Raw genomic sequence first — 11,839 nt, forward strand, 5'->3', positions numbered from 1 at the left:
GCTAGCCTGGAGCGACTGGTCGAGAACGACGCGAATGAGATGCTGCCGCCGCCCGAGCCGCTGCCCGCTTCGGCGCCGCCGATCGGCGGCGGCAGTCAGGGACATTTCCGCGTTTATACGGTGACGCCGATTCCCGCCTTTTCCAACGCGAACTGGTCGTTTGCGGTGGACGGACTGGTGGAGCGTCCGCTGAAATTCGACTGGGAGCGGTTCGTCGCGCTGCCCCGGACGGCGCAGGTGAGCGATTTTCACTGCGTGACGGGCTGGTCGGTCTACAGCAATACATGGGAGGGCGTACCGCTGCAGACGCTGTTGGATCAGGCTGGTGTGCGGTCGGGCGCGCAGACGGTGAAGTTCTACTCTGGCGATGGCGTCTATACGGATTCGCTGACGCTAGAGCAGATCGCCGAGATGGGGGATGTGCTCGTCGCTCTCCTTCATGACGGCAAGCCGATCCCAAGCGATCTGGGCGGTCCGGTGAAGCTGATCGTGCCGCAGATGTACGCCTACAAGTCGGTCAAGTGGCTCAATCGGATCGAGCTGATCGACGGCGACCATGACGGATACTGGATCGTCAGAGGCTATGCCAAGGACGCCTGGGTGGGGCGGAGCTAACCTACGGACGACCTGACCGAAGAACTGAACGGCAACCTGTTTGGCGACCCGGATGGTTAACCTATATTTTCCAGAAACTTGCCAATCGGAGCGATTTGTCGCACACTTGAAGGATGGGGCGTGTCCATAAGCAGCCTGGAATAGCCAGGACGACCGCCATCATCCGACAACGAGGAGGCGACAGATATGAATAAAGCAACGCTGGTGCGGCTCATGCTGCTGCTGCTCGTACTGGCCATATCCGGCTGTACGCAAGGAAAGAACGAACCGGAGTCCGTAACAGACTCCGAAACGATAGCGAGGCTCGATGAAGCGATCCGGCAGACGGATGCGAAGTCGCGCTTCGCCCTGACGATGAAGCTCGATCAGAGCCTGACGCAGAGCGGAAGCGAGGACAGCGAGCAATACGCCATGCGCTCCGAGGGCCAGGTCGAGCTGGAGCCGCTGGCAGTGACGCAGATGATCGAGTCGGGCGGCGACGAGGAGCCGAGCAAGCTCGAGACGATCCTTACCCCGGATGGTTATTATGTGTATGATCATAGCTTCGATGAGGGATGGCGTCAGTACCCGCAGGATGAGATCTCGACGTTGACAGAGACGCTCTCCGACTATCAGGTCAATCCCGCCGCCCAGTTGCAGCGCATCAGGGACACGGTAGGCGATCGGCTGACCGTAAGCGAGCAGGACGGCCAGCGTATCCTTACTTATGAAGGCGGCGCCGAGGACAGCGCGACCTCCGCGCTGATGAGCGACCTGCTGGACAGTACGCTGGGTGGCGGACAACTGCCTGCAGAGGTCCTCCACAGCGTCGAGCCTGAGACGGTGCAATACCGGATTGTCCTGGATGCCGAGAGCGGCTTGCCGGTCGAGATCTGGTCCCAATCGCGATTTGCTATCGCCTTCGAGCCGGGCAGCCCGATGACGATCGATCAGACCTTCGAGGTGGCCTATGACCGATGGGATGCGACCGAGCCTGTCGCGGTGCCGGAGGAAGCCGTCGACGCGCCGGAGATCGATATGCCAAGCGCGGAGGAGCTGCAGCAGTGGGAGGAGATGGAGCGCCAGCTGCAGGAGGAGCTCGATCGACTCCAGCAAGAGGACGAGAGCGGCGGCGGCACGACGGATGGCGGAGGTAACGAGGGGGCAGCGGACGGAGCTGACGATGCTAACCATTGACGTCTTTCCTTGCGCCAGCCCTTCGGGTATAATGACGAAAGATGAAATCGAGATAGGAGTTGTTTATGCGTGGCACTTTCATGCGGGATCGTCGGTCTTCCGAACGTAGGGAAATCGACATTATTTAACGCCATTACACAAGCGGGGGCCGAATCGGCCAACTATCCGTTCTGCACGATCGATCCGAACGTCGGGATCGTCGAGGTGCCGGACGAGCGTCTGGACAAGCTGACGGAGCTGGTCGTACCGAACAAGACTGTACCGACCGCCTTTGAATTTATCGATATCGCAGGTATCGTTCGGGGCGCGAGCAAGGGCGAGGGTCTGGGCAATAAGTTCCTGGCGCATATCCGCGAGGTGGACGCGATCGTCCACGTCGTCCGTTGCTTCCAGGATGAGAACATCACTCACGTCGACGGCAAGGTCGATCCGCTCAGCGACATCCAGACGATCAATCTGGAGCTGATCCTGGCGGACATCGAGTCGGTAGAGAAGCGGATCGACCGCTCCCGCAAAAACATGAAGGGCGGCGACAAGAAGTACGCCCAAGAGGTCGAACTGCTGGAGCGAATCAAGGCGGCGCTCTACGAAGACAAGCCGGTCCGCAGTCTGGACCTGACCGACGACGAGCGGATGCTCATCCGCGAGCTGCATCTGCTGACGATCAAGCCGGTGCTCTATGCGGCCAATGTGAGCGAGTCCGAGGTAGCGGACAGCGACGGCAACCCGTACGTGCAGCAGGTGCGCGAGTTCGCTGCTGCCGAGAATGCCGAGGTCGTGCCGATCAGCGCCAAGGTCGAGGCCGAGATCGCCGAGCTCGAGGGCGAAGACAAGGCGATGTTCCTCGAGGAGCTGGGACTGGAGGAATCCGGTCTGAACCGTCTCATCAAGGCGGCCTACAAGCTGCTCGGTCTGTATACGTACTTCACGGCGGGCGTGCAAGAGGTGCGCGCCTGGACGATCCGCAAAGGGATGAAGGCGCCGCAAGCGGCGGGCGTCATCCATACCGACTTTGAGCGCGGCTTCATCCGGGCGGAGGTCGTCTCCTATGACGATCTGGTCGCTGCGGGCACGATGAACGCGGTCAAGGAGCGGGGACAGCTCCGCCTCGAGGGCAAGGAGTATGTCGTCAAGGACGGCGACGTCATGCACTTCCGCTTCAACGTATAGCGATCCGGTGGGAGCTTGCCGAGCCGGACCTTGGGGCGGCAACTATCGCAACAATTATCGGAAGGCCTCACAAGGGTGGGGCCTTTCGCGTGCGTGGAGCGCGTCCGCAGTAGCGGCTGCTCCATCGCTTGCGTAATGTGATATACTATAGGGAGGCGGATGCGAGCGTGCTTGAGACTCGCAGCCGACGAGACTAATCTTAATCGCGGGACGATGACGTCCTGCACGGGAGCGTGTGAACCAGTATGAACATGGACCGTTTGCAAGCGCTGGCGGACCGGTACGAGAAACTAAGCGAGCTGCTGTGTGATCCGGATGTCGCCAGCGACACCCGCAAGCTGCGGGACTACTCCAAGGAGCAGTCCGACCTGCAGGAGCCGTATGACGCTTATATGGAATATAAGGCAGCGTCCGAGCAATACAACGACGCCAAGCTGATGCTCGAGGAAAAGCTCGACGACGAAATGCGCGAGATGGTCAAGCTGGAGATCGATGAGCTGAAGGAACGAATGGAAGCGCTGGAGGAACGAATCCGCGTGCTGTTGCTGCCCAAGGACCCCAATGACGACAAAAACGTCATCGTCGAGGTGCGCGGCGCGGCTGGCGGCGACGAGGCGGCGCTGTTCGCCTCCGATCTGTATCGGATGTATAGCAAGTTCGCCGACTCGCAGGGCTGGCGCGTCGAGGTGCTGGAGGCGAGCGAGAGCGATCTGGGCGGCTACAAGGAGATCATCTTCATGATCAACGGCAAGGGCGCCTACTCCAAGCTGAAGTTCGAGAGCGGCGCGCACCGCGTCCAGCGTATCCCCGTGACCGAGTCGGGCGGACGTATCCATACGTCCACCTCGACGGTCGCAGTCATGCCGGAGGTCGAGGATGTGGAGATCGAGATCCTCGACAAGGATATCCGCGTCGACACGTTCTGCTCGAGCGGCGCCGGCGGCCAGTCGGTCAACACGACCAAGTCGGCGGTCCGCGTCCTGCATGTGCCGACCGGCATCATGGCGACCTGTCAGGACGGCAAGTCGCAGAATGAAAACAAGGCGAAGGCGCTGCAGGTGCTGCGCGCCCGCATCTACGACATCCGCCGTCAGGAAGAGGAAGCCAAGTATGCTGGCGAGCGCAAGAGCAAGGTCGGTACGGGCGACCGCAGCGAGCGGATCCGCACGTACAACTATCCGCAGAGCCGCGTGACCGATCACCGCATCGGCCTGACGCTGCACAAGCTGGATACGGTGCTCAACGGCGATATGGAGGAGATCATCTCCGCGCTGACGATCGCCGAGCAGGCCGAGCTGCTGGAGCAGGAGAATCTGGCTTAACCTGCGATTGACTTCCGCGAGAGCGGAGAAGTCTGAGTAGACGAGAATAGACGGGAGGCGAGTGCATGCAACAGAAGCGAGACGCAGCGTCTGCGCTCGTGCACNNGTCCGGCGTTCAGCGGACCGACGGGGCCGAGAGGGGGACGGCGTCAGGTGTGGAAGACATGGCCGTAGGACGCTCGGCGGAGCTTGGCGAGCTGGAGACGCGAGCCGCTGTCGATCAGGGGACTGGCGAGGAGACAGAGCGTCGCCAATCGCCGACAGTGCTTGATATCGGTACCGGCAGCGGTGCGATCGCACTCACGCTTGCCGCTGAACGCCCGGCGTGGCGCGTCTATGCTTCCGACCTGTCGGCAGATGCGTTGGCGATGGCGGCGGCCAATGCGTCGCGCCTTGGCGTGGACGCGCGCGTCTCTTTTGTCCAGGGCGATCTGCTGCTGCCCTTCACGGTCGATGGCGCGGCAGGCGGGCTGAATAGGGTGAACGTGGATACGGTGAGTGGGATGACGGCTGGTCTAGCTGCCGATATCGTCGTCTCCAATCCGCCGTATATCCCGGCTGGCGATCTGCCGGAGCTGCAGCGCGAGGTCCGCGACTATGAGCCGAGGCTGGCGCTCGACGGCGGCGGCGACGGGCTGGACCCGTATCGCCGCATGGTCGAGCAGTTGCAGCGCCTCACCCAGTTGCCGCGCATCGTTGCCTTCGAGCTGGGCAAGGGACAAGCCCGCGAGGTTGCGCGCTTGCTGGAAGCGCGGTATGCGTGGCGCGAGGTGCGGATCATCGAGGACTATGCCGGCATCGAGCGGCATGTGGTGGCCATTCGGTAGCCGGAGTGCGGCTATGATGAGAGCGAGCGGAGCGATCCGCTCGTTTTTGCGTTGCACGGGTAATGAACGAGACGGGTATCTTTTACGAGATTGCTAGGTTTAGAGAGGGAGCGCGGCGGACATACTGAGGAGCATAGACGTTCCGGAACGCAAGCTGGCGCATCGACGGATGCGCACGAGAGGGGCTTGTGTGACATGGTTATCCGCAATCATACCCGTTATTCGTATCGCGCTTCGTATGGCTATCTTTTCGTAATCCTGATGGTGCTTATCATGAGCTGGGAAGGTCAGCGGATGGACGCCGCCGTCGTGCAGGGGACGATCCCCGAGGAATCGATCCGTCTGCGCATCCTGGCCAACTCCGACGCTCCGCAGGACCAGGCAATCAAGCGCCATGTCCGCGGTGCGATCGTCGCCGAGATGGCGAGCTGGGCGCGTGGCCCGCAGACGATCGACGATGCAAGAGTAGCGATCCGTGCGAATCTGGCGAAGCTGGAGTCGACGGTGGCCGAGCAACTGCGCAGCCGCGGCTTCGCCTATGACTTCAAAGTCGAACTGGCGACGGTGCCGTTCCCTACCAAGATGTACGGCAGCCAGGTCTACCCGGCCGGCGATTACGAAGCGCTGCGTGTAACGCTCGGAGCTGGAGACGGTCAGAACTGGTGGTGCGTGCTGTTCCCGCCGTTGTGCTTTGTAGACGGGATCAGCGGCGAGGCTGCCGCAGCCGAGCCTGCGATGAGCGATTCGACGGTTGCGGACACTGCGTCTGCGGCTGATGTCCAGGCTGAGGGGAGCGGCGAGGCGCCCGAGGTGAAGTTTTTCCTGTGGGAGCTGATCGAGTCGATCGTCGACTTCTTCCGGGGGCTCTTCAGCTAATCTCTCATCCGTCTGCCGAGGCGTGAGCGGGATATGGTATAATGGAGGACGCAGATACTAGAGTCCGAAGGAATGAAGCACGTGACCATACGTTGGAACCTTACCGTCGCCGCGAGCGACGAACTGATAGCAAGAACTGGCGGCCCTGTTGGCGAAGCGCCCGCAGCATGGATGAGCGAGCAGGAGGACGTGCGTCAGGAGAATCGGCAGCAGGAGAACGCGCAATCGAAGAGCGAACAGCAGGAGAACGGGCGGCAAGAAGACGATCGGCAGGAGGACGCGCGGCAAGAGAGCGAGCTGCGGGCAGCGGCTGCGCTGCTCCGCGCGGGGAAGCTCGTCGCATTCCCGACAGAGACGGTGTACGGCTTGGGGGCGGATGCGGGCAATGACGAGGCAGTCGCCGCGATCTTCGCAGCCAAGGGGCGGCCGTCGGACAACCCGTTGATCGTCCATATCGCCGATCGTGAGCAGTTGGACGCGCTGACCGAGCGCTGCGGGACGCTTGAGCATGAGTTAATGAATGCCTTCTGGCCAGGGCCGTTGACCCTGGTCTTGCCTGTGCGCGCTGGCGCAGTGTCGTCTCTGGTGACGGCCGGGCTGGATACAGTCGCTGTGCGGATGCCATATCATCCGGTAGCGCTGCGGCTGATCGCTGCGTCCGGCTGTCCGATCGCGGCACCCAGCGCCAACCGCTCCGGACGCCCTAGCCCGACGCGCGCCGATCATGTGGCCGAGGATCTGTGGGGACGCATCGATGGCCTCGTCGACGGCGGCCCGACAGGCGTCGGACTGGAGTCGACGGTCGTGCGGGTCGTCGATGGACGCATCGTCATCCTCCGGCCCGGCGGCGTCACAGCGGCGGCGCTCGGCCGGTATGGCGAGGTGCAGACGGTCGTCGATGACGCCGCGCATGCGCAAGATGACCCAACTGGCGCTGCGATACGCAGCGCCCTCCCCAGCGACACAGCCGGTCCGACGATCGCTTCCGAGCGACCGCTTTCCCCATCAGTGCGGAGTAGCGATGAGGGGAGCGATGCTCCCCGTTCGCCGGGGATGAAGTATACGCATTACGCACCGCGCGGCGAGATGGTGCTCGTCGAGGGGCCGGCCGATCGTGTCAGCGCCTATATCCAGCGGCAGGTCGGTCTGGCTGGCGTCGAGGGGAGACGCGCAGGCGTGTTGACCTACACTGAGCACGCGGCCGACTACCATGCCGATCTCGTGCTGACGATGGGCTCGCTCGCTGATCTGACGACCGCTGCCCACGGCTTGTACGCATCGCTGCGCGAGATGGACGCCGCTGACGTGGAGCGGATCTGGGCCGAGGCTTGTCCTCCAGCGGGCATCGGCGAGGCGTTGCTCAACCGGCTGCTCAAGGCGGCCGGTCACCGTCTCGTGCGCGTATAGCAATCAGGCGTTGTCACAATGGGATGGCTGAGCTAACCATGCGAGTCCAGCCCGCTCGGTCGCCAGTTCGTCCGCTCGCCCGCTCGTCCATTTTCCCGCCCGAGGCTTGGTCATGTTTGCCGTCTTGTCCGCATATGCTGGATAACAAATGACGGAATGACCATGGGGAGGTCTGCCATACATGATGGTGGAAGCTACGGTGCAGACCGGCCAGTTGCTGACGATAATGGTGTTGGCTGCGGCGCTTGGCCTGGATGCCTTCTCGCTCGGCGTCGGCATCGGACTGCGGGGGATCCGCCTGCTGCATGTGGCGCGCCTCAGTCTCGTGATCGCGCTGTTCCATATCCTGATGCCGCTGCTCGGCTTGTGGATCGGCAATTATATGAGCGTGCTGCTCGGACATGTCGCGACGACGGCGGCTGGCGTGCTGCTGCTCTTGCTCGGCGGACATATGATCTGGAATTCCTTCCGTCCGGGATCGGACGGCAGTCTGGATCATCGCAAGGTAACCGGAACATTGCTGCTGGGACTGATGGTGAGCGTCGATTCGTTTTCGGTCGGCGTGACCTTGGGGATGTTCTCGGCGAGCATCTGGTTGACGGTGCTGCTGTTCGGCGCAGCGGGCGGGGCCTTCGCGATCCTGGGACTGCTGCTTGGCCGCCGGGTGAGCCGCCATTTGGGCGATTGGGGCGAGGCATGCGGCGGCGTGATCCTGTTTGTGTTCGGGTTGATGTTTTTATTCTGATCGAGATGTGGTAAAAATGAAGGAGATCGCGATCTCTGCGAAGAACTAGTACGCAATGTCGGCACTCGGCGCTCGTAAGCCATCGCCAGAGAAGGCTTCGCTTAAAGTCCGGCACCTGTGCGAAAGGAAGCTTGCAGCCAGGGCACCTCAAAAGTGCCAACTGGCCCGCTGAAAGGAGAGTTGCGGCGTAGTGAAACGTATTTTGTTCGTCTGTACCGGCAATACTTGCCGCAGTCCGATGGCCGAAGCGCTGCTGCGCGAGCTGGCGCAACGCGAAGGAGTGGCGCTGGAGGTGCGCTCCGCCGGGGTATCGACAGTGGACGGGCTGCCGATCTCGTCGCACGCAGCGGAGACGCTGCGGCGTCGGCAGATCCGCCATCAGGCGAGCTCGCGCGCGCTGACCGCCGAGGCGGTGGCGTGGGCCGATCTGATCCTGACGATGACATCGGGACATAAGCGGCATCTGCTGGAGAGGTATCCGCAAGCTGTCGAGAAGAGCCACACGCTCAAGGAATACGTCGCCCGCGAAGGCGAGGTGCTCTCGGACATCGAGGAGTTGGAGCGCCTCTACACCGACCTGCACATGAAGCAGGCGTTGGGCGAGCAGCTGTCGGAGCAGGAGCGTTCGCGGCTGCTGCAGCTGGAGGCGAAGATCCCGAGCTTCGATATCGGCGATCCGTTCGGCGGTACGTTGGCTCAATACGAGATGACAGCCGATGAGATCGCCGAGGCGATCCACATGCTGTTGGATAAGCTGCGGTGATGCCTTGATTTTTGGCAGGGGTTGCAGTATAGTTAGGGTAACAAATGAGGATCCGGTGTAACTGGCGACGGAAGTGGGCAACCACGGGGGAGCATCGGAACATATGGCCGGTCGCCTGGGCAAAGAGCAGCGTGCTTCGCACGTCATGCTCTTTTTTCGTCTTTTTTGAGGGATTCGGGTATAATGGGAGCGAGTAGGACAAACAACGATTAGGCTTCTGGAGTGAGTTTTCCTTCGGAAAACTTAAGCGTATGCTTCCGAAGTGAGTTTTCCTTCGGAAAACTTTTAGGAGGGTTCCAATGAAAATTGCAATCGGCGCCGATCACGCGGGCTACCGGCTGAAGGATGTCGTCGTCCCGTTTCTGGAATCGCTTGGGCATGAAATTCAAGACTTCGGCTGGCACAATGAGCAGTCGGTCGATTATCCCGACTTTGCCCAGCAGGTGTGCAATCAGGTCGTGGCAGGAGAAGTGGAGCGCGGCATCCTGATCTGCGGCACCGGCATCGGCATGTCGATCGCGGCCAACAAGATCCCCGGCATCCGCTGCGCCTTGACGCATGACCTGTTCTCGGCCAAGGCGACGCGCGAGCATAACGATACGAATGTGCTGGCGCTCGGCGAGCGCGTCATCGGTCCCGGCGTCGCCCAGGAGATTATCCGGGTGTGGCTGGAGACGCCTTTCTCCGAGGGCGAACGCCATATCGGCCGCATCGGCAAGGTCAAGTCGCTCGAAGACAAGTATTCGACACACCCATAAGCGGAGGCAGCTATGATAACGACGGATCTGCAGACGATAGCGTCGCAAGTCGAGACAATCGTCGGCGAGCTGGCGGAGGCGGCATCGCTCTCTACCGGCCAACTGCTGGTCATCGGGACCAGCACCAGCGAAGTCGCCGGCCGCCGGATCGGCACATCCGGCACGCTGGAGATCGCCGAGGCGATCTACGAGGGTGTCGAGGCTGTGCGGCGGGAGCGGGGGTTTTACCCGGTCTACCAGTGCTGCGAGCATCTGAACCGCGCGCTCGTGCTGACGCGGGAGGCTGCGACGCGCTATGGACTGGAAGAGGTGGCGGCAGTGCCGATCCCGGGAGCGGGCGGCTCGATGGCCGCTTGGGCGTATCGGTCGATGAACGATCCCGTGTTGGTCGAGGCGGTGCAGGCGCACGCAGGCGTCGATATCGGCGATACGCTGATCGGCATGCATTTACGTCGGGTAGCTGTGCCCCTGCGTCCGTCGATCCGCTTGATCGGCGCAGCCCACGTGACGATGGCGATGACGCGGCCTCGCCTGATCGGCGGCGCCCGCGCCGTCTACACGCTGGAGGATCAGCCACCGGCCGCCACCGCCCCGGAGCGGGCGGGCGGCAGTTGCGAGTAATGTTTTTACTGTGACGCCAAAGGACGGCGGCAGCCGTTTCATCTTGGGAGCAGGACGAACGAATATAACACAGCTCCTCCGTCGGGCGTAAGTTCGGCGGGGGCAGCACAACAGGGAGGATATCAACCATTATGGAACACTTGCGCAAACAAGACCCGGAATTGCTCGCGGCTCTCGGCCTGGAGCTGAAGCGTCAACGGGACAACATCGAGCTGATCGCATCGGAGAACATCGTCAGCGAAGCTGTACTCGAAGCCATGGGCTCGGTACTGACTAACAAATATGCCGAAGGCTACCCGGGCAAACGGTTCTACGGCGGCTGCGAGCATGTCGACATCGCCGAGGACATCGCGCGCGACCGCGCCAAGGAGTTGTTCGGCGCCGAGCATGCCAACGTACAGCCTCACTCCGGCGCGCAAGCCAATATGGCGGTCTATCTGGCAACGCTCAACCCTGGCGACACCGTGCTGGGCATGAACCTGGCACATGGCGGTCACTTGACGCATGGCAGCCCGGTCAACGCCTCCGGCTTGCTCTACAACTTCGTCGCTTACGGCGTCGAAGAGGATACATTCACGATCAACTATGACGAAGTCCGCAAGGCGGCGTTCAAGCATCGTCCGAAGATGATCGTCGCCGGCGCCAGCGCGTACCCGCGCATCATCGACTTCGAAAAGCTCGGTCAGATCGCCAATGACGTAGGCGCGCTGTTCATGGTCGACATGGCGCATATCGCCGGTCTGGTCGCTGCAGGCTTGCATCCGAGCCCTGTGCCGCATGCGCATTTCGTGACGACGACGACGCACAAGACGCTGCGCGGCCCGCGCGGCGGTCTGATCCTGTGCCGTAAGCCGTGGGCTGCCGCGATCGACAAGGCGGTCTTCCCTGGCTCGCAAGGCGGTCCGCTGATGCATATCATCGCTGCCAAAGCCGTCGCCTTCGGCGAGGCGCTGCAGCCGTCCTTCAAGACGTATGCGCAGCAAGTCGTCAACAATGCGCGCGTGCTGGCTGATGCGTTGGCAGGCGAAGGACTGAACATCGTCTCCGGCGGCACCGACAACCATCTGATGCTGATCGACACGCGCAGCCTGAACATCACAGGCAAGCAAGCCGAGCATCTGCTCGATCAAGTCGGCATCACCGTCAACAAAAACGCTATCCCGTTTGACCCGACTTCGCCATTCGTTACGAGCGGCATCCGGCTCGGTACACCGGCTGCGACGTCTCGCGGCATGGACGAAGCGGCGATGAAGGTGATCGCCGAGGTCATCGCGATGACGCTGAAGAACCCGGACAACGCCGACATTCACGCCCAGGCGGAAGCCCGCGTGCGCGAGCTGACGGCTCAATACCCGCTGTATCCGGATATGCAATACTAATATCGCTTGTTTTCCGCACCTCAAAAAGCTCCAGTATCGCCAATTGGCGGTGCTGGAGCTTTTTGCTGGCTTAGGGAGGGCCCAAGCAGGAGCGGCTGGCGGCGGCAATGTTGTGACATGTGCGAAATATGGCCCAAGTGGTGCCGCCAACCGGCCAAATCCGCCCAAGATGTGCGAAAT

General features: G+C 61.9%; 11 protein-coding genes, 1 pseudogene and 1 riboswitch. All 12 genes and pseudogenes read left to right on the top strand.

Annotated elements, in window-relative coordinates; genetic code table 11:
- Positions 1-615, top strand: a 615-nt coding sequence (locus PA598K_RS37960; RefSeq protein WP_260405407.1) for a molybdopterin-dependent oxidoreductase, incomplete at its 5' end; no start/stop codon positions are given.
- A gap of 186 nt (positions 616-801) precedes the next feature.
- Entirely contained in the window at positions 802-1,791 is a 990-nt protein-coding gene (locus tag PA598K_RS14255; protein WP_128657613.1) for a DUF6612 family protein, read from the top strand.
- A gap of 69 nt (positions 1,792-1,860) precedes the next feature.
- Positions 1,861-2,961 (top strand): redox-regulated ATPase YchF, encoded by a 1,101-nt coding sequence (gene ychF / locus PA598K_RS14260; protein WP_128657614.1) that lies wholly within the window; start codon positions 1,861-1,863, stop codon positions 2,959-2,961.
- A 245-nt stretch (positions 2,962-3,206) separates the two neighbouring features.
- Complete coding sequence (gene prfA / locus PA598K_RS14265; RefSeq protein WP_128657615.1) at positions 3,207-4,283, top strand: peptide chain release factor 1; 1,077 nt, start codon at positions 3,207-3,209, stop codon at positions 4,281-4,283.
- 257 nt (positions 4,284-4,540) lie between these two features.
- Positions 4,541-5,110 (top strand): annotated as a pseudogene (locus tag PA598K_RS14270) (N5-glutamine methyltransferase family protein); the annotation flags it as partial.
- Positions 5,111-5,305: 195 nt separating this feature from the next.
- A complete protein-coding gene (spoIIR, locus tag PA598K_RS14275; RefSeq protein WP_128657616.1) occupies positions 5,306-5,986 on the top strand; it encodes a stage II sporulation protein R in 681 nt (226 codons plus the stop codon).
- An 81-nt stretch (positions 5,987-6,067) separates the two neighbouring features.
- Positions 6,068-7,393, top strand: coding sequence for an L-threonylcarbamoyladenylate synthase (locus tag PA598K_RS14280; RefSeq protein ID WP_260405408.1), 1,326 nt, complete (start codon positions 6,068-6,070; stop codon positions 7,391-7,393).
- A 184-nt stretch (positions 7,394-7,577) separates the two neighbouring features.
- Complete coding sequence (locus PA598K_RS14285; protein ID WP_128657642.1) at positions 7,578-8,138, top strand: manganese efflux pump MntP; 561 nt, start codon at positions 7,578-7,580, stop codon at positions 8,136-8,138.
- Between the two features lie 190 nt (positions 8,139-8,328).
- Entirely contained in the window at positions 8,329-8,901 is a 573-nt protein-coding gene (locus PA598K_RS14290) for a low molecular weight protein arginine phosphatase (RefSeq protein WP_128657617.1), read from the top strand.
- Between the two features lie 47 nt (positions 8,902-8,948).
- A riboswitch (ZMP/ZTP riboswitch) is annotated at positions 8,949-9,029 on the top strand.
- 171 nt (positions 9,030-9,200) lie between these two features.
- Positions 9,201-9,659, top strand: coding sequence for a ribose 5-phosphate isomerase B (rpiB, locus tag PA598K_RS14295; protein WP_128657618.1), 459 nt, complete (start codon positions 9,201-9,203; stop codon positions 9,657-9,659).
- 12 nt (positions 9,660-9,671) lie between these two features.
- Complete coding sequence (locus PA598K_RS14300; RefSeq protein ID WP_128657619.1) at positions 9,672-10,280, top strand: TIGR01440 family protein; 609 nt, start codon at positions 9,672-9,674, stop codon at positions 10,278-10,280.
- Between the two features lie 131 nt (positions 10,281-10,411).
- A complete protein-coding gene (locus tag PA598K_RS14305) occupies positions 10,412-11,659 on the top strand; it encodes a serine hydroxymethyltransferase (protein WP_128657620.1) in 1,248 nt (415 codons plus the stop codon).
- Positions 11,660-11,839: the final 180 nt, after the last annotated feature.

It is taken from the genome of Paenibacillus sp. 598K, from assembly GCF_003851045.1.
In the GTDB taxonomy this organism is placed as follows: domain Bacteria; phylum Bacillota; class Bacilli; order Paenibacillales; family Paenibacillaceae; genus Paenibacillus_D.